This is a genomic window from Bacteroides sp. AR20, from assembly GCF_964250605.1.
GTDB lineage: Bacteria > Bacteroidota > Bacteroidia > Bacteroidales > Bacteroidaceae > Bacteroides > Bacteroides uniformis.
This window is the reverse complement of record NZ_CAXUGK010000008.1, coordinates 97,638-120,197: the sequence shown is the minus strand read 5'-3', so window position 1 is coordinate 120,197 and position 22,560 is coordinate 97,638. Positions and strand designations below refer to the sequence as shown.

At 48.1% G+C, this 22,560-nt stretch carries 17 protein-coding genes; 13 read left to right on the top strand and 4 right to left on the bottom strand.

Annotated features, from left to right (window positions below; genetic code table 11):
• Window positions 1-27: 27 nt before the first annotated feature.
• The 4 genes from ACESTD_RS06460 to ACESTD_RS06445 all read left to right on the top strand — a co-directional run bounded on the left by ACESTD_RS06460 (window position 28) and on the right by ACESTD_RS06445 (window position 4,533).
• Window positions 28-1,107, top strand: coding sequence for a Gfo/Idh/MocA family protein (locus ACESTD_RS06460; protein ID WP_130080670.1), 1,080 nt, complete (start codon window positions 28-30; stop codon window positions 1,105-1,107).
• A gap of 66 nt (window positions 1,108-1,173) precedes the next feature.
• Entirely contained in the window at window positions 1,174-2,661 is a 1,488-nt protein-coding gene (locus ACESTD_RS06455) for a Gfo/Idh/MocA family protein (protein ID WP_005825899.1), read from the top strand.
• Between the two features lie 71 nt (window positions 2,662-2,732).
• A complete protein-coding gene (locus tag ACESTD_RS06450) occupies window positions 2,733-3,608 on the top strand; it encodes a DUF1080 domain-containing protein (RefSeq protein WP_005825897.1) in 876 nt (291 codons plus the stop codon).
• A 22-nt stretch (window positions 3,609-3,630) separates the two neighbouring features.
• On the top strand, window positions 3,631-4,533 hold the full coding sequence (locus ACESTD_RS06445) for a sugar phosphate isomerase/epimerase (protein WP_005825894.1): 903 nt from the start codon (window positions 3,631-3,633) through the stop codon (window positions 4,531-4,533).
• Between the two features lie 93 nt (window positions 4,534-4,626).
• On the opposite strand, the gene ACESTD_RS06440 is transcribed toward ACESTD_RS06445, so the two are convergent.
• Window positions 4,627-5,262 carry a viroplasmin family protein gene (locus ACESTD_RS06440; RefSeq protein WP_373158781.1) on the bottom strand — a complete coding sequence of 212 codons (636 nt, stop codon included), beginning with the start codon at window positions 5,260-5,262 and terminating at the stop codon, window positions 4,627-4,629.
• Between the two features lie 117 nt (window positions 5,263-5,379).
• On the opposite strand from ACESTD_RS06440, the gene ACESTD_RS06435 reads away from it, so the two are divergent.
• The 6 genes from ACESTD_RS06435 to ACESTD_RS06410 all read left to right on the top strand — a co-directional run bounded on the left by ACESTD_RS06435 (window position 5,380) and on the right by ACESTD_RS06410 (window position 10,416).
• A complete protein-coding gene (locus ACESTD_RS06435) occupies window positions 5,380-5,982 on the top strand; it encodes a nitroreductase family protein (protein WP_009037386.1) in 603 nt (200 codons plus the stop codon).
• Between the two features lie 62 nt (window positions 5,983-6,044).
• Complete coding sequence (locus tag ACESTD_RS06430) at window positions 6,045-6,572, top strand: shikimate kinase (RefSeq protein WP_016272059.1); 528 nt, start codon at window positions 6,045-6,047, stop codon at window positions 6,570-6,572.
• Between the two features lie 136 nt (window positions 6,573-6,708).
• Entirely contained in the window at window positions 6,709-8,601 is a 1,893-nt protein-coding gene (gene speA, locus ACESTD_RS06425) for a biosynthetic arginine decarboxylase (RefSeq protein WP_005825878.1), read from the top strand.
• Window position 8,602: 1 nt separating this feature from the next.
• Window positions 8,603-9,373: an acetylglutamate kinase gene (gene argB, locus ACESTD_RS06420; RefSeq protein WP_022401843.1), complete on the top strand. Its 771-nt coding sequence runs from the start codon at window positions 8,603-8,605 to the stop codon at window positions 9,371-9,373.
• Window positions 9,374-9,434: 61 nt separating this feature from the next.
• Entirely contained in the window at window positions 9,435-9,944 is a 510-nt protein-coding gene (locus ACESTD_RS06415; RefSeq protein ID WP_009037385.1) for an RNA polymerase sigma factor, read from the top strand.
• Window positions 9,934-10,416: a hypothetical protein gene (locus tag ACESTD_RS06410; RefSeq protein ID WP_373158782.1), complete on the top strand. Its 483-nt coding sequence runs from the start codon at window positions 9,934-9,936 to the stop codon at window positions 10,414-10,416. The genes ACESTD_RS06415 and ACESTD_RS06410 overlap by 11 nt, the downstream gene beginning before the upstream one ends.
• 336 nt (window positions 10,417-10,752) lie before the next feature.
• Here ACESTD_RS06410 and ACESTD_RS06405 read toward each other — a convergent pair whose 3' ends face one another.
• Window positions 10,753-11,613: a head GIN domain-containing protein gene (locus ACESTD_RS06405; RefSeq protein ID WP_117990533.1), complete on the bottom strand. Its 861-nt coding sequence runs from the start codon at window positions 11,611-11,613 to the stop codon at window positions 10,753-10,755.
• Window positions 11,614-11,900: 287 nt separating this feature from the next.
• Here ACESTD_RS06405 and ACESTD_RS06400 point away from each other — a divergent pair, with 287 nt between their 5' ends.
• Window positions 11,901-12,611: a SprT family zinc-dependent metalloprotease gene (locus tag ACESTD_RS06400; RefSeq protein WP_005825865.1), complete on the top strand. Its 711-nt coding sequence runs from the start codon at window positions 11,901-11,903 to the stop codon at window positions 12,609-12,611.
• A 321-nt stretch (window positions 12,612-12,932) separates the two neighbouring features.
• On the opposite strand, the gene ACESTD_RS06395 is transcribed toward ACESTD_RS06400, so the two are convergent.
• A complete protein-coding gene (locus ACESTD_RS06395; protein ID WP_005825862.1) occupies window positions 12,933-13,331 on the bottom strand; it encodes a hypothetical protein in 399 nt (132 codons plus the stop codon).
• A 62-nt stretch (window positions 13,332-13,393) separates the two neighbouring features.
• Window positions 13,394-17,446 carry a two-component regulator propeller domain-containing protein gene (locus ACESTD_RS06390; RefSeq protein WP_373158783.1) on the bottom strand — a complete coding sequence of 1,351 codons (4,053 nt, stop codon included), beginning with the start codon at window positions 17,444-17,446 and terminating at the stop codon, window positions 13,394-13,396.
• A gap of 259 nt (window positions 17,447-17,705) precedes the next feature.
• Here ACESTD_RS06390 and ACESTD_RS06385 point away from each other — a divergent pair, with 259 nt between their 5' ends.
• Together ACESTD_RS06385 and ACESTD_RS06380 are read left to right on the top strand one after the other, a co-directional pair.
• Complete coding sequence (locus ACESTD_RS06385) at window positions 17,706-19,361, top strand: carboxylesterase/lipase family protein (protein WP_005825859.1); 1,656 nt, start codon at window positions 17,706-17,708, stop codon at window positions 19,359-19,361.
• Window positions 19,362-19,410: 49 nt separating this feature from the next.
• Complete coding sequence (locus tag ACESTD_RS06380; RefSeq protein WP_005825858.1) at window positions 19,411-22,542, top strand: TonB-dependent receptor; 3,132 nt, start codon at window positions 19,411-19,413, stop codon at window positions 22,540-22,542.
• The last annotated feature ends 18 nt before the right edge of the window (window positions 22,543-22,560 follow it).

Here is a 22,560-nt window from a genome sequence, read left to right as displayed (position 1 = left end):
ACTGTAAATATTTAATATTCGCCTACCATGAAAATAAAAGTTGGTTTGATAGGGTTCGGCAGAATGGGGCAAATGTATTGGGAGGAAATGCAGAAAAGCGGTCGATGGGACATCGCATATATCTGCGATACCGATCCGGCCTCCCGAGAATTGGCAAGAAACCTTTCCCCTTCATCCAGAATCATATCCGATGAACAAGAAATCTTTGATGACCAGAGTGTAGAAGCTGTTGGTCTTTTTGCATTGGCAAATTCCAGAAAAGAACAAATAGAGAAAGCTGTCCGGAGCCATAAGCACATCCTGACGGAGAAACCCATTGCCGACACCATCGACAAGGAATGGGAAATTGTGGACCTGATTGAAAAGTATGACCGCATTGCCGCTGTCAACCTTTATCTGCGCAATTCCTGGTATCACCAGACTATGAAGCAGTTTATCGATGAAGGCGAGATTGGCGAACTTGCCATCCTGCGCATCTGCCACATGACTCCGGGACTGGCACCGGGCGAGGGACACGAATATGAGGGTCCCGCCTACCACGACTGCGGCATGCACTACATAGACATCGCCCGCTGGTATGCCGACAGTGAATACAAGAGCTGGCATGCGCAAGGCATGCGGATGTGGGACTACAAGGACCCCTGGTGGGTGCAGTGCCACGGCACTTTCGAGAACGGCATCGCGTTCGATGTCACACAAGGATTCGTCTACGGACAACTCTCCAGAAACCAGACTCATAACGCATATACGGACATTATCGGTACGAAAGGTATCGTGCGCATGACGCATGACTTCCGGACTGCCGTGGTGGAGCTTCACGGCGTGAACCGTACGCTTCGCCTGGAGAAACCGTTTGGCGGAAAGAACCTGGATAAGCTATGCAATATTATGGCCGACTCCATCGAGAGCGGGAAACGCGATCCGAGATTGCCGCAGATGCGAGACTCGGCCATTGCTTCCCAATACGGATGGACCTTCCTGGAGGATGCGCGCCGCCACGACCTGCCCGGCATAGGCGACTTGCAGACGCTGGAGGAAATCAGGGAGCGCCGGAGGCATATGAAAGAAGGTTACGGACTGCTCCGTCCGAAGAAGACGGTAGTCTGATGCCTACTGTAATTAAGGATTGTTTTAAAACTCATTATATTAACCGATTTTAAAATCTAAAGAACCATGTCGAAATTTACAAGAAGAGAATTTCTTAAGACCGGAGGTTTAGCTTTGGCGGGTCTTACCATTGCTCCAAGCAGCATTTTGGGTAAGAGCCACGGACACGTGCCTCCCAGTGACCGTTTGAACATTGCTGCCGTAGGTATCGGCGGTATGGGACACACCAACATCAACCATGTGAAGGCTACGGAAAATATCGTGGCGCTTTGTGACGTAGACTGGCGCTACGCGAAAGGTGTGTTCGATGAGCTTCCCAATGCGAAGAAGTATTGGGACTATCGTAAGATGTACGATGAGATGGGTAAGGACATCGATGCCGTTATCATCGCTACTGCCGACCATACACATGCCATCATTACTGCTGATGCCATGACGATGGGCAAACATGTATATTGCCAGAAACCGTTGACGCACTCCGTATATGAGTCCCGTCTGCTTACCCGCCTGGCCGCTTCTACGGGAGTAGTTACCCAGATGGGTAACCAGGGTTCTTCGGACGAGGGTACCGACTTGGTATGCGAGTGGATATGGAACGGCGAAATCGGTGACGTGACGAAGGTGGAATGTGCTACCGACCGTCCCATCTGGCCGCAAGGATTGAATGTTCCCGAAAAGGAAGACCGCATTCCCAAAACTCTGAACTGGGATTTGTTTACCGGTCCTGCCAAGATGAATCCATATAACGAAATCTATCATCCCTGGAACTGGCGCGGATGGTGGGATTATGGTACGGGTGCTTTGGGCGATATGGCTTGCCACATCCTGCATCAGCCGTTCAGAGCTTTGAAGTTGCTGTATCCTACCAAGGTAGAAGGTTCATCTACATTGTTGCTCAATGCCTGCGCTCCGCAAGCACAGCATGTGAAGCTGACTTTCCCCGCACGTGAGAATATGCCGAAGGTGGCTATGCCCGAAGTGGAAGTTCACTGGTATGATGGCGGCATGATGCCCGACCGTCCGAAAGGCTTCCCCGAAGGAAAGCAACTGATGCAGAGCGGTGGCGGTCTGACTATCTTCCACGGAACGAAGGATACGCTGATTTGCGGTTGCTACGGACAGAACCCGTGGTTACTTTCTGGTCGTGTGCCCAATGCACCGAAGGTTTGCCGCCGTGTGCCGAAGGCTATGAATGGCGGTCATGAGATGGACTGGGTACGTGCTTGTAAGGAAAGTCCTTCCAGCCGCGTAATGCCTAAGTCTGACTTCTCCGAAGCAGGACCGATGAACGAAATGGTGGCAATGGGTGTATTGGCTATCCGTCTGCAGGGCCTGAACAAGACACTGGAATGGGACGGAGCCAACATGCGCTTTACCAATATTGGCGACGACGAGACATTGCGTACAGTCATCAAGGACGGCTTCAAGATACACAACGGCCATCCAAGCTTCGACAAGACATGGACAGATCCGGTAAATGCCAAAGCTTTTGCAGAAGAGCTCATCAAGCATAACTACCGTGAAGGCTGGAAGTTGCCCGATATGCCCAGATAAACATTAAAAAGAGTATCGGAACCAGGTTCCGATGCTCATAAACGAATACTAATCATTTAATTTTTCAGATTATGAAGAAAATATATTATTCTTTGGCTTGTTGCCTTATCGGAGGTATGCTCGCCTCTTGCGGTGGCGGTGCAAAGAAATCGAACGCTACGGAGGAAGCTGCAGCTCCTACTACTACTGCGGTGTCTTATTCCAAGTCTCTGAAAGCGCCTGAAACGGACAGCTTGAACCTGCCGATTGATGCGGACGGTTATATCACTATCTTTGATGGAAAGAGCCTGGACGGATGGCGTGGATACGGTAAGGACAAAGTGCCTTCCAGATGGATTATTGAGGATGGTTGCCTCAAATTCTGTGGAACCGGTACCGGCGAAGGACAGACCGGTGAGGGCGGTGACTTGATTTTCGCCCATAAGTTCAAGAACTTTGAGCTGGAACTGGAATGGAAGATTTCCAAAGGTGGTAACTCCGGTATCTTCTATCTGGCTCAGGAAGTTACTTCAAAGGACAAGGACGGCAACGAAGTGTTGGAACCCATCTATATCTCTGCTCCCGAGTTCCAGGTGCTGGATAACGCCAATCATCCGGATGCCAAACTGGGTAAGGACAACAACCGTCAGGCTGCTTCCTTGTACGACATGATACCGGCTGTTCCGCAGAACGCCAAACCTTTCGGCGAATGGAACAAGGCAAAGATTATGGTATACAAAGGTACTGTAGTTCACGGACAGAACGATGAAAACGTACTGGAATATCACTTGTGGACTAAGCAATGGACTGAAATGTTGCAGGCAAGCAAGTTCAGCGAAGAGAAGTGGCCCTTGGCTTTCGAACTGTTGAACAACTGTGGCGGCGAAAACCACGAAGGCTTTATCGGTGTGCAGGATCATGGCGACGATGTTTGGTACCGCAACATCCGTGTAAAGGTTCTCGACTAATTCCTTCTAAAAAGATAGTACTATGAGAATCAAACATATGATGATTTTGTCGGCACTGTGCTTATCCATGATGGCCACAAGCTGCAGCAGCCACAGCACGGAAACGGCGCCGGAAACGACGAAAAAGGAAGTAGCCATCCAGCTCTATTCTGTAAGAGACTTGGTGAAGGACGGCAGTAACCTCGACCAGATTCTGAAGGATTTGGCTGATATGGGCTATACCAGTGTGGAGGCTGCCAACTACAATGACGGTAAGTTCTACGGCAAGACTCCCCAGGAGTTCAAACAGATGGTGGAAAAGAGCGGTATGACCGTGCTTTCTTCGCACACTACCCACGGGTTGTCGGACGAGGAACTGGCTTCGGGCGACTTTACGGAAGCCTTGAAATGGTGGGATCAGTGCATTGCTGCCCATAAGGAGGCCGGTATGGAGTATATCGTGACTCCGTATCTCTCCGTTCCCAAGACATTGAAAGACTTGCAGACCTACTGCGACTATTACAATGAAGTGGGCAAGCGCTGCCAGGCTGCCGGTTTGAAATACGGTTACCACAATCATGCCCATGAATTCCAGAAAGTGGAAGACAAGGAGCTGATGCTGGACTACATGCTGCAACACACCAATCCCGAATATGTATTCTTCCAGATGGACGTTTACTGGGTAGTGCGCGGCCAGAACAGCCCGGTGGATTACTTCAACAAGTATCCCGGACGCTTCACCATGCTCCATATCAAGGATCACCGCGAGATTGGGCAGAGTGGTATGGTAGGTTATGATGCTATCTTCAAGAATACGGATACTGCTGGCGTGCGCCACATCGTAGCTGAGATTGAGAAATACAGCTGCCCCGTAGAAGAGAGTGTGAAGCAGAGTCTTGACTACTTGCTTGATGCTCCTTTCGTGAAGGCATCGTATAGCAAATAAAACATGATGGCGGCTATTCATTCATAAGCTCGGCCGCATCATTTTCTTGACGCGGGCACAACCGGATGAAGAATCCGGGGTGCCCGCGTTTTTTTACTTCCTTCCGAAGTCGGCCGGAATTTCCCCCCATTGCTTTGTCTCCCATTTTAGGATGCGGGTGGTGTAGGTGTTTTCGCGCAACCACTTCTCCGCACGTTCTATTAGGTGGAAAAGCTCTTCGGTCTTGGCGTCGCGCGGCAGTTTGGTCTTGCATTTTTTCTGTTTTATCCAGTTGATGGCGTTCACGCTGTCACTGTAGATGGGCATGTCGAAACCTTTCTGTTTCAACAAGGCAAGTCCGTGGACAATGGCAAGGAACTCGCCGATATTGTTGGTTCCGTACATCGGCCCGAAGTGGAAGATTTCCTGACGGCTGGCGACGTGTACTCCCCGGTACTCCATGGCACCGGGGTTTCCGCTGCAAGCCGCGTCTACGGCAAGGCTGTTTTCCGCGACGGCGGTGGGGAGGGGAGCGCCGGTGCCGGGAGTAGTCTTGGCAGGAGAGGGAGCCGACCGTTTGATGTACGCGTACGGCGAAGAGGCAAAGGCTTTTTCCGCTTCCTCGCGTGATTCGAACGACTTGTATTTCGCTCCTTCGTAACCTTTGGTCTGTAGTTGGCAGTCTGTCCAGGAAGTGTAGATACCCGGGCTGACTCCCGCCCATACGACGTAATATTTTTCTTTCTTCATAACTGCGGACAAAGGTAAAAAAGAAAATCCGAACAACTTAACTCTTTTATTTGTTTCTTTGTATGGCGGATATAAAATAAATAAGAGAAAACTCAATAAAAAAAGAAAGGACAAAAAATGAAGAGAACATTTGCAGAAGCCATGGCGCATCGCCGTAGTTATTACTCTATCGGCAGCGATTCGTCGGTGCTGGATGAAGAAATAGTACACATTATTCGTGAAGCCGTAAAGAATGTGCCGTCAGCTTTCAATTCACAGTCTACAAGAATTGTATTGCTGCTGGGCGACGAACATAAGAAATTGTGGAACATTGTGAAGGAAACCCTGAAAGCACGCATCTCTGCCGAGGCTTTTGCCAAGACGGAAGCCAAGATTGACGGCTGTTTTGCTAGCGGACACGGTACTGTGCTCTATTTTGAAGACACTTCTGTAGTCAAGAAGCTGCAGGAAGCATTCCCTTCCTATAAGGATAATTTCCCCACTTGGTCACAGCATACCTCCGCTATGCACCAGTTTGCCATCTGGACTATGCTGGAAGATATGGGGTTGGGCGCCTCCCTGCAACATTATAACCCCTTGATTGACGACGAGGTACGTCGCACCTGGAACCTGCCCGACGACTGGATGATGATTGCACAGATGCCCTTCGGTACACCCACCGGTGAACCGGGAGAAAAGGAATTCGAAGATTTAAGCAAGCGTATCAAAATTTTTCTCTGATACAGAGGCGTTTTCAGCTTGGAATTGCTACCTTTGCAGGAAACCTGTAACTCGTAGCAGATATGATACGTATTTTCTTGACCGGCTACATGGGAGCCGGTAAAACTACTTTAGGAAAGGCTTTTGCCCGCGAAATGAATGTGCCGTTCATTGATTTGGACTGGTACATCGAAGAACGTTTTCACAAATCAATCCGTGAATTGTTCACCGAGCGGGGAGAAGCCTCTTTTCGTGAATTGGAGCGGAACATGCTGCATGAAGTAGGGGAATTTGAGGATGTCGTGGTCTCTACCGGCGGTGGTACTCCTTGTTTTTTTGACAATATGGAGTACATGAACGGTTGCGGGCAGACGGTGTTCCTGGATGTACACCCCGATATTCTGTTCCGCCGGCTCCGGGTGGCGAAGCAGCAGCGCCCCATCCTGCAAGGCAAGACGGACGAGGATTTGCGCACCTTCATTGTGGAGGCGCTGGCCAAGCGTGCGCCTTTCTACTCGCAGGCCCGTTATCGTTTTGATGCCGGTTATCTGGAAAGCCGTAGCCAGATTAGCGAATCCGTGCAACGGTTACGCCAACTTTTAGGACTTTAATCCCTTGTAAATGTGTATTTTTCAGTCCGAGGAGCTGGATATATTAGATTTATGTGTATTTTTGTCGCCCCCTTTAATAAGACACACTATAGTGGGAAAATAGTAAATTGTAAATAGTCTAATAGTAAATGTACTGATGAGAAAATGGCGTATTGAAGATTCAGAAGAGCTGTACAACGTAACTGGTTGGGGCACTTCGTACTTTGGTATCAATGACAAAGGTCATGTTGTGGTGACACCGCGTAAGGATGGGGTTGCCGTCGATTTAAAAGAGTTGGTGGACGAGTTGCAGTTGCGCGATGTAGCGGCTCCGGTATTGGTGCGTTTTCCCGATATTCTGGACAACCGCATCGAGAAGGTGTCCTGCTGCTTCAGACAGGCAGCCGACGAGTACGGGTATAAAGGAGAGAACTTTATTATCTATCCCATTAAAGTGAATCAGATGCGTCCCGTGGTAGAAGAGATGATTAACCATGGGAAGAAGTTCAATCTGGGGCTGGAAGCGGGTTCAAAGCCGGAGTTGCATGCTGTGATAGGGGTCAATACAGACCCGGGTTCCCTCGTGGTTTGTAACGGATATAAGGACGAGAGCTTCATTGAACTGGCACTGTTGGCACAGAAAATGGGCAAACGCATTTTTCTTGTTGTAGAGAAACTTAATGAGTTGAATCTTATTGCCAAGATGGCGAAGCAATTGAAGGTGAAACCTAATATCGGCATTCGCATTAAATTGGCTTCCAGTGGAAGTGGCAAATGGGAAGAAAGCGGAGGAGATGCCAGCAAGTTCGGACTGACATCCAGTGAACTGCTCGAAGCGCTGGACTTCTTGGAGAAAAAAGATATGAAGGACTGTCTGAAGCTGATACATTTCCATATCGGCAGTCAGATAACCAAGATACGCCGCATCAAGAATGCTTTGCGTGAAGCTTCGCAATTCTTTGTGCAGCTGAACAAGATGGGCTTCAACATCGAATTCGTGGATACTGGTGGCGGTATGGGAGTTGATTATGACGGTACACGCTCTTCAAGTAGCGAAAGCTCCGTCAACTATTCCATCCAGGAATATGTCAACGATGTGGTGTCGACTTTCGTTGATGTTGCCGACAAACACGGGTTCCCTCATCCCAATATCATTACCGAGACGGGACGCAGCCTGACTGCCCATCACTCCGTGCTTATCTTCGAAGTGCTGGAAACGGCTTCCCTGCCCGAAATGGACGACGACTGGGAACCGGGAGAGGATGCTCACGAACTGGTGAAGGAACTGTATGACATCTGGGATAATCTGAGCCAGCGCAGTATGCTGGAACCTTGGCACGATGCGCAGCAGATACGCGAAGAGGCACTCGACCTTTTCAGCCATGGCATCGTCGACCTGAATACGCGTGCACAAATAGAGAAACTCTACTGGAGTATCTGCCGCGAAATCAACTCCATTGCCAGCGGCATGAAGCACTGCCCCGAGGAATTCCGCAAGTTGAGCAAGCTGCTTGCCGACAAGTATTTCTGTAACTTCTCGCTGTTCCAGTCATTGCCCGATTCCTGGGCTATCGACCAGATGTTCCCCATCATGCCCATACAACGGCTGGATGAAAGACCCGACCGCGAGGCTACCTTGCAGGATATGACTTGCGACTCGGACGGCAAAATTGCCAATTTCGTCAGCTCGCGTGCCGATACGACCACCCTGCCGCTGCACTCGTTGCGCGACAAGGAACACTACTATCTGGCGGTTTTTCTGGTCGGAGCTTATCAAGAGATTCTGGGAGATATGCACAATCTGTTTGGTGATACGAATGCCGTGCATGTGTCTGTCAATTCCAAAGGCTACACCATCGACCAACTGATTGACGGCGAGACGGTGGCTGAGGTGTTGGACTACGTGCAATATAATCCTAAAAAACTGGTACGTACGCTGGAAACTTGGGTGACGCAGTCCGTCAAGGAAGGGCGTATCTCTGTGGAAGAAGGGAAGGAATTCTTGTCTAATTACCGTTCCGGACTGTACGGATATACTTATTTGGAATAAAATGGAGAAACTGACTGTAATAAAGGTGGGTGGCAAGATTGTAGAAGAGGAAGCCACCCTCTATAAGTTATTGGATGACTTTGCAGCCATCGAAGGCTACAAGGTCTTGGTACACGGAGGCGGACGCTCGGCCACGAAGCTCGCTGCCCAACTGGGTATTGAAAGTAAAATGGTGAATGGCCGCCGCATCACTGATGCCGAAACGCTGAAGGTGGTGACCATGGTGTATGGCGGACTGGTGAATAAGAATATCGTTGCCGGCTTGCAGGCGCGTGGTGTCAATGCACTGGGCTTGACGGGAGCCGATATGGATGTAATCCGTTCGGTAAAGCGTCCCGTGAAGGAGGTGGATTATGGGTTTGTGGGCGATGTGAAGCAGGTGAATGATGCTTTCTTGGCAGACCTCATTCATAAGGGTGTGGTTCCCGTGATGGCTCCGTTGACACACGATGGAGACGGGCACATGCTGAATACGAATGCCGACACTATTGCCGGAGAGACCGCCAAGGCTTTGGCAGGTTTGTTCGATGTAACTTTGGTGTTCTGCTTTGAAAAGAAGGGTGTGCTGCGCAGCGAAGACGATGATGACAGCGTGATTCCACAGATAACGCCGGAGGAATTCAAGCAATATGTAGCCGATGGAGTGATTCAAGGTGGCATGATTCCAAAATTGGAGAACTCTTTCGAGGCGTTGAATGCGGGTGTGTCCGAAGTCGTAATCACTTTAGCATCAGCCATCAACGGGAACAGTGGAACCCGTATCCGAAAATAATTCAAAAAAAAACGGCAGTAGACTGTAACTTTCTGAATACTTAACCGTCAATTTATTAGAGATGCAAGAACTCAGCTTTCGCAATGACATTCTCCCGCTGAAGGACAAGCTCTTTCGGTTAGCCCTGAGAATTACGTTCGATAGGGCAGAGGCAGAGGATGTCGTGCAGGAAACGCTGATAAGGGTCTGGAACAAGCGTGACGAGTGGTCGCAATTCGGCTCTATCGAAGCCTATTGCCTGACAGTGGCAAGAAATCTGGCGATAGACCGTAGCGAGCGAAAAGACTCCCGTACCGTGGAGCTGACCCCCGAAATGGAGCAGGCCTCCGATGCATCGGGCCCTTACGAGAAGCTGGTGAACAAGGAACGGATGGCGTTGATACACCGGCTGATGAACAGACTTCCCGAAAAGCAGCGGCTGATTATGCAGCTTAGGGATGTGGAAGGTAAAAGCTATAAAGAAATAGCAGCAGTCCTGAACTTGACCGAGGAGCAGGTAAAAGTGAACCTCTTCAGGGCGCGGCAAAAAGTGAAACAAACGTTTATTGATATAGAAGGTTATGGACTCTAAATATATAGAACAACTCTTGGAGCGCTACTGGCAGTGCGAAACTTCTTTGGAAGATGAGGCTGAATTGCGTGCTTTCTTTAGCGGAAGCGATGTGCCCAAGCACTTGCTTCGCTACAAGGACTTGTTCGTATATCAGCAGCTTCAGCAGGAAGTGCATTTGGGTGAGGATTTTGATGCCCGGGTGCTTGCCGAAGTGGAAGTTCCGGTGGTCAAGGCAAAGCGCATGACATTGACCGCACGTTTCATGCCGTTGTTCAAAGCCGCTGCAGTAGTGGCAGTGGTCCTTTCTATGGGGAATGTGATGCAACATTCATTTTTCTCGGATGTAGAGGAGGTGGCCGCAGCCGATACTATCGGTAAACAGATTTCCGCACCGTCGGTAGCTCTTTCGGGAGATGTGCCCGTGTCTCATGAAAAGCAGGTAATGGATAGCCTGCGTCGGGTGGACAAGGGTCTGGAAATCAGTGAATAGATATTTTCATTTGCTTTTAAAATAACATTTTCATTTGCTTTAAACATAATAGTTAGTGTGCTTTATTAAAACAACTTGAGGCTGTGAAGTTTCAATTCTCTCAAAATCTTATAAAAACTAACTAAAATAGAAGGGACGCCGCGTGATGCAGTGTCCCTTTATTGTTCTTATGCGTTTGATAGGATGGAGATGGAAGGACATCCGTTCAATAAAAGGACGAAGAGCTTCCTCTCGGAAGCCCTTCACCATTTCGTTAATATATATTTCAGAGAGAATTCGGTTTAGGCTCAATTAATCTTAAAACCTATATTTCCTATTTAATCTATGTTTTCTATGTTAGAGTTTATACAGTCCTTTCTTGGGATAGTCCAGTTCCGGATTACCCTTGTAGCCTACACTGCCGCTTCCGCTGGTGCGTACTTTCAGGAAATCTGTGGCATGGCACTTGATGTCGCCTGAACCGGCAACACTGGCAGATGCTTTCTTGGCAACGAAATCGGAAGCAAGCAAATCACCCGAACCTGCCACGCTGTATTCAGCTTCTTGGGTACTGCCGCTCAGGATGGCGGTACCCGAACCGGCAACGGATGCTCTGGTGAAGTTGGCGGTTACGTTATTCAGCTTCATGTCACCTGAACCTGCAACGGATACTTGGAGGTCATTGCAAGTGATGTCGCTGCTATTGATGTCTCCCGAGCCTGCGATGGAAATATCGAGGTCTGTGCAGGAGATGTTGTTTCCACTGATGTCACCCGAACCAGCCACAGAGATTTTGAGGTCATCCGTCTTCAGTCCGTTTTTCAGTTCCACGTCTCCCGAACCTGCCACGGTAATGCCGTTCAGCTTTTCTGCGGACACACGTACTTCCAGTTTATTATAGGATACGCTGACGTTCTTCTTGAAGCCGATGTAGAGGGTATTGTCCTTGACACGGATATCCAGTAAGTCTACAATGTTGTCCGAGGTGTATACTTCCACTGTCGGTTTGCCGGACTTCTGCGTGTAGGTCACGTCGGGGCTGCCGGCTACACTCAGCTTGGTGAAGTTGTCCACTTTTATGTCTTTGGTTACATAATTCTTGCTTGCCTTGACCGTCTTGCTGCCGAAGCCTCCGGAACGGTATGTGTGTTGTTGTGAACAAGCGGTTGTACTGAATGCCAATAAGGCGATTGCGATAAATGTTGTTAGAGCTTTCATATTCTTTTGTTTTTTGTGATTCAGTATTTATTAGTTAGACGTGATCTACCTTGAAAAAGTTGCATATAAAAATGCTTTTTTCAAAGGACGCTCGGTCATCATACTTTAATCAATTATTGTGCCATAAGTGTAAAATGTTGATTATTAAAGGATAGTCGCTTTTGTGTAGTGTTCATTATCGGACACTCCGTCCGCTTTTGTCAGGTATTTGCTTGCGTTTTTGGACGATTCTTTGTTCATTTGCAAAGCCTCTTCCCGCCCCTTTCCTATGGGAGAGGCTTTGATTTATGACAGTAAACCGCATTATAGAAGATAAAGAGCTTGGTCCTTTGTTTGTCCGGGTCAATGCCCGGGCACGGCGTCTTACTTTCCGTACAAAGGAAGATGGAATTTACGTGACTGTGCCTCCCCGGACTTCTCTTGCCGAGGTAGAGAGTGCCATCGAGCAGCTTCGTCCGCGTCTGAAAGCTGCCAGACAGAAGCTGGTCAGAAAGCTGATTGATTTGGATTACCGCATTGATACGGAGTTCTTTAAACTGACGTTGGTCAGCGGACAACGGGAACGGTTCTTGTCCCGTTCGGAATTGGGGGAAATGCAGATAATCTGTCCTCCTGATGCCGATTTCTCGGATGAGAAGTTGCAGGCTTGGCTGCGCAAGGTAATTGAGGAAGCTTTACGGCGAAATGCGAAGATTATTCTTCCGCCCCGTCTGTATATGCTTTCCATGCAGCACAACCTTCCTTACAAGAGTGTGAAGATAAATTCCAGCAGCGGGCGTTGGGGAAGCTGTTCGGCACAAGGCAATATCAACCTTTCCTATTATCTGGTACTTCTTCCCAAGCATCTGATAGACTACGTGCTACTGCACGAACTGGCACATACCCGCGAGATGAATCACGGGGAGCGTTTCTGGGATTTGCTCGACCGGATGACTGATGGAAAGGCACAAGCATTGAGAGCGGAGCTTCGGAAATATCAAACGAAAATAAATGGTTAGAGATTAGTATGGGTGTATCACGGTAAGTAGTTCCTTGTTTTACAGACAGTGATACTGCAAAACTACTGCATACCTCTTGCACTGTCACTGCACTCCTTTTGCAGTGCTGCTGCAATACCTTTGCAGTGACACTGCAACTGTTTTGCAGTAACGCTGCAAAAGGTATGCAGTATCGCTGCAGTGTCACTGCAGGAGTTGTGTAATGTCTTTGCAGTAGCACTGCAAAAGTTATGTGATGTCTTTGTAGTGGCTGTTGGTAAGCCAGGAAAAAGCTTGTTGACTCCGAAATATGAGAGCAAAATGCTTCACAACTTTTTATCCCTAATTTTTTGCCAGCTGCTTCACCTCTTCCCCTTCCTTCTCGAACCGGTATTCGCCCCCTTTTTCGCTTAGCTCAAATAAGGAAAGCTTTTCAGTTGCATTGTTTACAATCATGAGTGCGTTTTGCTCGGCAAAACGTTTCACTTCAATGGTGAAAGGTTCTTCTGCAATGGTGCGGTTCACCAGCAGGCTGTCGTTGATGAATATGGAAGTGGAATCTCCGGCAAATCCTTTCGTCAGTGTGATGGTGTATGTCTCGATGAAGTTGCGTTCTCCTTCTTTCCGTTGTTGCAGCCTCATGCTCATGTAGACAAAGATGACAACTACAAAAATCACGGCGAAAGCAAGGATGCCGTTGCCTATCATAAACTGCTTGTTGGTATTCAGTCGGTGTGCCATGGATAAAAAGGTTTTTTAAGAATGGTACAAATGTAATGAATAAATTTGAACCGACCGGCTTTTTACTTGCTGTATTCGCTCGGCGTCGTCCCGAATTGTTTCTTGAAGCTGGTCGAGAAATGGGACAGTGTACTGAATCCCGTCATGTCCGCTATCTCTGAGATGGTATATTTCCCTTCCTTTATCAATTTGGCGGCACGGTTCAGCTTGTAGGTCTTGAAGAATACGCTGGGGTTCTCACCCGTCAGCCCCTTTACCTTGTAATAGAATTTGGTGCGGGAGATTTTCAGCAGCTCGGTCATGCGCGCCACGTCCAGTTCCGGATTGGAGAGTTCGTTTTCCATCAGGTGGTAAAGTTCGGTCATGAAGGTGTTGTCTTGCGGGGAGAGCACGTTCTCCTCAATCTCATCCGTTTGGGTGGAACGGCTCAGGAGACTGCGCACTTTCTCACGGTTCTTCAACTGGGATTTGATAAGCGCCAGCAGGTAGTTGGGCTCGAAAGGTTTCGTTACGTAGGCATCTGCACCGGTATTCAGACCTTCCACCTGGTTCTCTACAGTAGCTTTGGCTGTTACCAGTATCACGGGGATGTGGCATAGTTGCAAGTCTTCCTTTATCTGTCGGCAGAGGTCGTAACCGTTTCTTCCGGGCATCACTACATCGCTCAGTACGAGGTCGGGAGCTTCTTCGCTCATGGCTTTGAAGGCGCTGTCGGCATCGAAGCGGCAGACAACTTTGTAGACGGGAGAAAGCAGGGCCTTCAGGTAGTGGGCCACTTCCGTATCATCGTCTACCACCAGCAGGGTTTGCTTTTGTTGCCGGATGCTCTCTGTGTTTTCCAGTTGATACTGTTCTTCCGTTTGTATCGGAAACGCCTTGTTCTGTTCTTCTTCGGGGAGGGTACATTCTTCGGGGGTATAGGAGAGGTCATTCACCGGCAGCAGCAGGGTGAAGACGGCTCCGCTTCCTTCGGTACGGTTACCGGCTTTCAGATAGCCGTGATGCAGCAGCGCCAGGCTGCGGGCATAGTACAAGCCGATGCCGGTTCCCCAGTTATAGGTGCCTTTGGATTGATTGTCCAGTTGGTAGTAGCGTTCGAATACCTTCTCCAACTGTTCCTCGGGGATTCCGTTCCCGCTGTCGGCCACGGCAACTTTGACGTATTGCGTGTCGATGTCTTTGTCGGTCAGCGTAAAGAGACGCGCAGCCTCTTCGCGGGTAATGACGTCGAAGCACAGTTCCACTTTCCCACCGTTCGGAGTGAACTTCAAGGCGTTTGAAAGCAGGTTTCCTACAATCTTGTCCAGCTTGTCCACGTCCAGCCACATGAGGAAAGTATCCTCCAGGCCATAAGTGTTCAGTGCGATGCCTTTCTCGTTGGCGTTGATGCGGAAAATATCTACAAAGCGTTGCAGTTGCGAGATGATGTCAGTCCGTTTCACTCGCAGCTTCAGGGTGTCATTCTCCAGTTTGTTGAAGTCCATCAGCTGGTTCACCAGACGGAGCATGCGCCCCACACTGCGTTGTACGATGTAAAGCAGTTGTTTGTTTTCTCCCTCTATTTTGGGACTTTCGCAAAGTTGTGTTACCGGACCCGAAATCATGGTGAGTGGGGTGCGGAACTCGTGCGAGATGTTGGCAAAGAAACTCATGTTCATGCGGTTCACCCGTTGTTCCTGCTCCTTCTCCTGTTTGGCGCGTCGGGCGGTTTCTTTTTCCTGCTTAATGCGTAGCCAGGCACGGATGAAGATACCGATGATGGCGGCGGCAATAAGCAGATAGATACACCATGCCCACCACGTTTGCCAAGGGGCGGGCTTTACGATGACGCGTATGGAATTCTCCCTTTCTACAATGCTCTTGTCGTTATTGGTTATTTTAACTTTGAAGGTGTAGGTACCGGCAGGCAGATTGGCATAGTAGGCCTCGCGGTTGTTGCGGGCATCAATCCAATATTTGTCGAAACCGTCCATCTTGTAATAATAATGTACGCGTTCATATTCGCAGTAGTCCAGTGCGGCAAAGGAGATGCTGAAACCATTCTGATTGTGGTCCAGGCAGATGTCCGGTCGGTAGGAGAGGTGCTTGTCTATACTTTCGCTGTCTTGTGGGCGTGCCAACCGGTTGTGTATCTTCAAATCCTCGAAGAGCAGTGGAATTTCCCGTTTGGTACTTACGTCCATAGGGTTGAAGAAAGTCAGCCCGTGCGTACCGCCAAAAACAAGTGTCCCGTCGGGCAGGCGGCATGAAGAACGGTCGTAAAACTGATTGCCGCCTATGCCGTCGGCGGCATAGTAGTTGGTAAATTTCCCTACGGTGCGGTCATATTTGCCCAGCCCGTATTGTGTGCCTGCCCATATATTGCCTTGTGCATCTTCCTCAATGCAAGAGATGTCCCGGCAGGGTGTACCCTCTATGGTCTCGATTTTTCCGGTGGCGGCAGAATAGTGCAGCAGTCCGTTGCTGACGGTCCCAATCCATACATCTCCACGACTGTCTTCGAAGATGTCGGTAGGGATGAATACTGAACGTTGGATACAAGCTTGCCAGTCGGTGTTCTCGAATGGTACTTCAGCGCTTTCCCAATTGTCGGGATTGATTTGCATGACTGGGTTCATGAAGGCAGTGGTCCACATCTTTCCGTTGTTGCGTGGAAGGAGTCCGGGTATGAAGGTTCCCGTCCAGGAAAATACTTTTGTTTGGACAAATTCTTTTTCTTTACGCTTTTTGGCATAAAGTTTAGGGCTGTATGTACCCACCCAAATTGTTCCACAACGATCTTGTGCAAACGACAGTGGTAGGAAGATGTCATGAATAGACTCTGTCTTCAGTATGCCGTTTTTATAGCTGCATTTCATCACCTTGCTCGCATAGAGGGCCGCCAGCCAGATGTAGCCCTCATCATCTACGAATACGCGTGTGATGTCCGGTTTGTCGGTAGCGCTTTTTCCCGGAAGTCCAGCCGAGTCCACTTCTTTCACTTCGTGGCTGTCCATGTTGTAAACGTACAGCCCGTCTATCATGGTGGCCATCCAGAGATTTCGCTCCTTGTCCACTGCCACGGACAGCACTGACTTTCGGTTCAGGTATGAGCTGAGATGATTATTGGTGTTGAAACGTTCTTTATAGTTGTAACGCACGACATAGCCTTGGTCTACAGAGCCTATCCACAGGTTTTTCTGTGAGTCGGTAAACATGGTGCTTATCTTGAAGTGAGGCACTTCGAAGGGAAAACCGTTTTCGCTCTGATGTATCACGTATCCTTCCACGTAGTTGTAGAGAAACATTCCTTGTTGGTCGGTATTCAGCAGCAGGCTGTTGCTGCCGTAAGGGTGGATGTAGTTGACGTTGGCATGCAGCAGCAACGGATGGCTCCGAAGGGCTTGGGGTGTTTCCTTGAATTTGTGCGTATGTGTGTCGAACAATGTTATCTGGCGGTTTCCCGCCAGCCATAGGATTCCGTTGGTGTGCATGAAGAAGTGGGTGGGAAAAATGCCTTGCATTGGAATGGAGTCTTCCAGCGCTAGTGTGGAGGAGTTGTAGCGGCGCAGAGACAGTGGGGTCACTGCCCACAGTTTGTTGCTCTGGTCTATGAAGCAGCGGTTGTTGAAGGTATAGTTTGGGTCAAATATCTTGATGGGTACGTCAAATTTGTGTGTTTGTGGATTATATACGGCAAGGTTGTGCATCATGTTCAGAAAAATCTTTCCGTCTTTGTTCTCGAGTATTTGGATGCCGTTTTTATTGGGGAAGTCCAGTGGGATATTTTGGAAATTATCTTTGTCTGTGTATAGGCTGGTTCCATTTACGGTGACTACCCACAACCGGCCTTGTGAATCACGGAAGAGGTCGTTGATTTGATTGTCGGGTATATCCAGCGAGTCATCCGTACAGTAATACTGATGATATTCGTGTACATTATATTTGTTTACCCCTCGTGAAGTTCCTATCCAAATGTGTCCTTGTGCATCTTCGGCAAAGGCGGTGACCTTCTGATTGGAGAGGTCATTGGTGATGACGGGGCTTTCGATGCTGCCTTCCGGTGCGGGCTTTGTGTCCGACGGGTTGCATGCGGTGATTAAACACAATAGAAGTAAGTATTTAATGTATTTCATAATATATAGTGTAGACTAAAAGCATTGGCATGTCATCCATTTGTTTTGTTCAACGAATCTCTGCATTACGATGCGAAAATACTCATAAAAATTGAGAGAGAGACTGCCGGAGAGCATGTTTTGAACAAATCTGCAAACATTTGAACATTGGAGAAAGCTGTTTTGAACATCGGGGAAAGCCGTTTGGATAACGTAGAAAATCCTTCTGGGGAGAATGTGCTAATATTGCAATCATAAAAACATAAAACTAATACATAATATGAAAAAGCAATTCTTGTCAGTGTTAGCATTCTCCGCCATCCTACTTTCCTCGTGCGGAGGGACAGCTAAAATAGAGAAAGCATCTGCTTGTGGGCAGGAGGGGGAGATTACGGCTTCTTCGGCAACCGCCATTGCCGAGACTGAATCAGGAAAAGTAGCCGGATATGTGGAAAATGGTATCTATATATATAAAGGTATCCCATATGCCAAAGCCGAACGTTTTATGCCGCCCGTGGCCGCTGATAAATGGGAAGGCGTCCGCAGCAGCCGTGCCTACGGCCCTACTTGTCCGCAAGGCAAGCGCATGGGATGGTACAGCGACGAGCAGGCGTTTGCCTTCAACTGGGATGACGGTTATCCTGACGAGAATTGTCTGCGGGTGAATATCTGGACACCGGGACTGAAAGACGGGAAGAAACGCCCCGTCATGGTGTGGCTGCATGGTGGAGGTTATTCCGCCGGCAGTGGTCAGGAGCTTCCCTCGTATGACGGAACAAATCTGGCAAAGAAAGGGGATGCAGTGGTTGTGACGCTGAATCATCGTCTCAACGTCCTGGGTTTTCTCGACCTTTCCGCCTATGGCGATAAATATGCAAAATCGGGCAATGCCGGACTGCTTGATCTGGTGGCGGCACTGCAATGGGTGAATAAGAATATAGAATCCTTCGGTGGAGATGCTCGGAATGTTACCATTTTCGGTCAATCCGGTGGAGGAGGCAAGGTCTCTACGCTACTTGCCACGCCATCGGCGAGAGGCTTGTTCCATAAAGCCATTGTACAAAGCGGATCTATGCTTCGCACGATGGAGCAAAAGTATTCTCGTCGCATTGGCAGTGCCGTGATGGAAGAACTTGGTCTGAAGGCTTCGCAGATAGACGAACTCTGCAAGATGCCGTATGACAAGGTGCTTGCCGCCGGTGACAAGGCGATAGCCAAAGTGCGTGCAGAGGCAGAGAAGGAGGGGGTGTCTTCCTTCATTTTTGGCTGGGCGCCTACGGTGGACGGCGATGTACTGCCCGTACAGCCTTTCGACCCTCAAGCTCCAGCACAAAGCAAGGGCATTCCGGTGATGATTGGCACTACTCTGCACGAATTTACCATGAGTACTTATGTCCCCGCTTTTCGTACCATTACCAAAGAAAAAGCGGTGGAATTCCTGCAAAAGAAATACGGCGAACGTACGGACGAGTTCCTTACCGCTTTCGAGAAAGCCTACCCCGGCTATCAGCCTAAAGATTTGGTGGATGTGGACTTCGTGTTCCGTCCCGGTGCTGTGGAGCAGGCTAAACTGAAAGCTGCGCAGCAGGGTGCTCCGGTCTATATGTACATGTTCGCGTGGGAATCGCCCGTACTTGACGGCATGTTTCGCAGCACGCACTGCATGGACATTCCCTTTGCCTTCAACAATGTAGTGCGCCACGCTTCCATGACCGGGGGTGGCGCTGAAGCACAAGCTTTGGGCGAAAAGATGAGCAGCGCGTGGTTGAACTTTGCCCGTACGGGCAATCCCAATGCCGAAGGGTTACCCGAGTGGGAACCTTATACCGCAGAAAAGGGAGCAACGATGATTTTCAATAACGATTGCCAAGTGAAGTATAACCATGACAAGGAACTGCTGGAGGTAGTGATGGCATTTCCTACACGTGGGTTCTGACACTTTCTTAAGAAACCTTTTATTATTAACATAAATCTAATTTAATCAAATGAAACAAAATCTGAAGCAAACAGCTCGGAAGAGACTTGCAGCTATGGCACTCTTCCTATTGATCTGTCTTCCTTTCAGTCTGGCACAAGCCCAGACTATAAAGGTGAACGGTAGGGTTACTGACGACCTGAATGAACCGATGATTGGCGTGAGTATCTTTGAGAAAGGCACTACCAACGGTGTCATTACGGATATGGACGGCAACTACTCTTTGTCTGTGAAAGAAGGAGCGACGATTGTCTATTCCTACATCGGCTACCTGACACAAGAAAAGAAAGCAGTGGCAGGAGTAATGAATGTGATATTGAAAGAAGACACTAAAACGCTGGATGAAGTGGTGGTGGTAGGTTACGGCGTGCAGAAGAAAAGTTCACTGACCGGTGCCGTATCTTCGGTAAAATCAGAAGATATGGAAGCACGTACCATTACCCGTGCTGAGCAGGCATTGCAGGGTAAGACTGCCGGTGTGCAGGTGCTCAGTGCATCGGCCAAACCGGGTGCTTCTCCGCAGGTACGTATCCGTGGAATAAGCTCTAACGGTTCTTGTGACCCGTTGTATGTAGTGGATGGACGTATTGCCAGCGATATTGGTGGTATCGACCCTAATGACATTGAGTCTATGGAAGTTTTGAAGGATGGTGCTTCTGCAGCTATCTATGGCGCTGCTGCCGGTAACGGTGTAGTATTGATTACTACGAAGAAAGGAAAAGGAAACGGTAAAATCACATACGATTTTCAATATACTTCACAGAGTTTGGGTAAAGTACCCGAAGTAATGAATGCTGCGCAGTACAAGGAATTCTTCTTGGAAAACAAGAAGCTTACCCAGAGTGCTTTTGATACCTATTGGGATGGAAAAACCGATACGGATTGGGTCGATGAGGCTTTTGAAAACAGTTCGATGGTACGTCATAATGTGACTTTCCAAGGTGGTAGCGACAGAGGTTCTTTCTATCTGTCATTGTCCCACCTTGATAACGACGGTATGATTGTCGGCAATGCCGATACTTATGAACGACTCACGGGAATGGTAAATGCCAGCTGGAAAATCAAACCTTGGCTGGAGGTAGGTACCAATAATCAGATTGAGCACTACAAAACTCAGTCCGTAGCCGAGGGCAATGAGTATGGTAGCATGATGCTTTCTGTATTACAATTAGACCCTCTGACCAAGCCTCTTTATCCTATTGATGACTTGCCGTTGAATATGGCTACCATCTATAAGGATCATAAGAATATGTTGGGCGATGGAAACGGCAACCTTTATGGTGTATCAGCTTTCACTGGCAATGCCGAAGCTATCAATCCTTTTGCCATGCGTGACAACTCTTATACCAAGAACAGAGGCTTTAATATCAATGGTTCTACTTATTTGAATTTTATGCCTATCAAGGGGCTTACCGTTACTTCTCGTCTTTCTTATCGTTTGGCTTCAACTTCCTCTTATGGCGTGGGGCAATCTTATTACTATACTGACAAGGCTAAACGTGATTGGGTGGAGGTTTCGGCTTCGGATTATAGCCCAACCTATTATCAGTGGGAGAACTTTTTGAACTACACCCGTTCTTTTGGCAAACACAACGCAACATTGATGTTGGGAACTTCTTATAGTCAGAGCCGTTCTTATGGCGTTAGCGGAAGTAAGAAGGGATATAATGAAGATACTACAGATATGTGGGGAAATGTGATTAACAGAGTTTCGCATTTGGGTTTCTTGCAGAATGATCCTAATTTCTTCTACTTTGCCTATGCTACATCTGATGCTGTAAAGGATGTAAGTGGTGGTGAGCCTACCTATACTCGTAAATTATCTTACTTCGGACGTTTGAATTATGACTATGCCGGAAAGTACATGGCTCAGTTCTCACTGCGTGCCGATGCTGCTGACCTCTCTGTGTTGCCAAAGAACAAACGTTGGGGCTATTTCCCGGCAGTTTCTTTGGGTTGGGTTCTTTCGGAGGAAAATTTTATGAAAGGAACTGAAGACTGGCTGTCACAATTAAAGCTCCGTGCCAGTTGGGGACAGAATGGTTCTACTGCATCATTGGGCGGTTATAAATGGAATGTATCAATTGGTGCTACCGGGCATTTGGCTGTAGGTGATAATAATAATTTCTCTTACATCAATGGTTATGCTCCCTCTGCTACCGGTAATGACGGACTTAAATGGGAAACTTCTGAACAAACCAATATAGGTATTGATGCCCGTTTCTTGAATAGCCGTTTGACTGTTACAGCCGATTATTTCCATAAAAAGACAAAAGACCTGATTGTTTCGGGCATTAAGGCTTCAACTGTAGTAGGTAACAGTTTCTCGCCAGTTAATGCCGGTAATATTACGAACAAGGGGTTTGAATTGGAACTGGGATGGCAAGATCGTATTGGTGACTTTGCTTATGGTGTCCGTGCCAACGTTGCTACATTGAAGAATAAAGTGACCAAGATGCATGAGTCTTTATCAAGTATTGATGGGGCTACTTATGTGACTTATGGAGCCATTACTCGTTTTGAGGTAGGTAAGCCCGCGTGGTATTTTTATGGTTATGATTTCATGGGTGTGGATTCAAAAACCGGTGAGCCAATCTTTAGAGATATTGATGGTGTAGAAGGTATTACGGATAATGATAAGACAGAAATTGGTAAGGGAATTGCCGACTATACTTATGGTATTACCTTGAATGCAGCTTGGAAGGGATTTGATTTTATCTTGTTTGGTACGGGTTCTCAAGGTAACGATGTGTTCTGTGGCTTGAACCGTGTGGATTACAATTTGAATCAGCTGACTTATTTTACAAAAAACCGCTGGACAGAAAGCAATCGCAATGGGAAGACTCCTGCATCAGGCGCTACAGATTATACCAAGTATCTGACTTCTTCCGGTTGTGTATTTGACGGTTCTTATTTTAAAATTAAACAGATTCAGTTAGGTTATTCTTTCCCGAAGCAACTGATTAAGAAGGTAGCAATTGAAAATCTACGTATATATGGCTCACTTGAGGACTTCTTTACTTTTACAGACTATCCTGGTTTTGACCCTGAAGTTACCGGTGTCGGAAATTCATTAGGTGTGGATAAAGGTAGTTATCCTAATTCAAAGAAGGTTGTTCTTGGTTTGAGTGTGACATTCTGATTTTTATGAACTTATTAA

Excerpts from the sequence above, each read along its gene's own strand:
- ACESTD_RS06415 (WP_009037385.1), top strand. The coding sequence starts at position 9,435 with ATGCAAGAACTCAGCTTTCGCAATGACATTCTCCCGCTGAAGGACAAG.
- ACESTD_RS06455 (WP_005825899.1), top strand. The coding sequence starts at position 1,174 with ATGTCGAAATTTACAAGAAGAGAATTTCTTAAGACCGGAGGTTTAGCT.
- ACESTD_RS06410 (WP_373158782.1), top strand. The coding sequence starts at position 9,934 with ATGGACTCTAAATATATAGAACAACTCTTGGAGCGCTACTGGCAGTGC.
- ACESTD_RS06380 (WP_005825858.1), top strand. The coding sequence starts at position 19,411 with ATGAAACAAAATCTGAAGCAAACAGCTCGGAAGAGACTTGCAGCTATG.
- ACESTD_RS06440 (WP_373158781.1), bottom strand. The coding sequence starts at position 5,262 with ATGAAGAAAGAAAAATATTACGTCGTATGGGCGGGAGTCAGCCCGGGT.
- speA (WP_005825878.1), top strand. The coding sequence starts at position 6,709 with ATGAGAAAATGGCGTATTGAAGATTCAGAAGAGCTGTACAACGTAACT.
- ACESTD_RS06435 (WP_009037386.1), top strand. The coding sequence starts at position 5,380 with ATGAAGAGAACATTTGCAGAAGCCATGGCGCATCGCCGTAGTTATTAC.
- ACESTD_RS06400 (WP_005825865.1), top strand. The coding sequence starts at position 11,901 with ATGACAGTAAACCGCATTATAGAAGATAAAGAGCTTGGTCCTTTGTTT.
- ACESTD_RS06450 (WP_005825897.1), top strand. The coding sequence starts at position 2,733 with ATGAAGAAAATATATTATTCTTTGGCTTGTTGCCTTATCGGAGGTATG.
- ACESTD_RS06385 (WP_005825859.1), top strand. The coding sequence starts at position 17,706 with ATGAAAAAGCAATTCTTGTCAGTGTTAGCATTCTCCGCCATCCTACTT.
- ACESTD_RS06430 (WP_016272059.1), top strand. The coding sequence starts at position 6,045 with ATGATACGTATTTTCTTGACCGGCTACATGGGAGCCGGTAAAACTACT.
- ACESTD_RS06405 (WP_117990533.1), bottom strand. The coding sequence starts at position 11,613 with ATGAAAGCTCTAACAACATTTATCGCAATCGCCTTATTGGCATTCAGT.
- ACESTD_RS06395 (WP_005825862.1), bottom strand. The coding sequence starts at position 13,331 with ATGGCACACCGACTGAATACCAACAAGCAGTTTATGATAGGCAACGGC.
- ACESTD_RS06390 (WP_373158783.1), bottom strand. The coding sequence starts at position 17,446 with ATGAAATACATTAAATACTTACTTCTATTGTGTTTAATCACCGCATGC.
- ACESTD_RS06445 (WP_005825894.1), top strand. The coding sequence starts at position 3,631 with ATGAGAATCAAACATATGATGATTTTGTCGGCACTGTGCTTATCCATG.
- argB (WP_022401843.1), top strand. The coding sequence starts at position 8,603 with ATGGAGAAACTGACTGTAATAAAGGTGGGTGGCAAGATTGTAGAAGAG.
- ACESTD_RS06460 (WP_130080670.1), top strand. The coding sequence starts at position 28 with ATGAAAATAAAAGTTGGTTTGATAGGGTTCGGCAGAATGGGGCAAATG.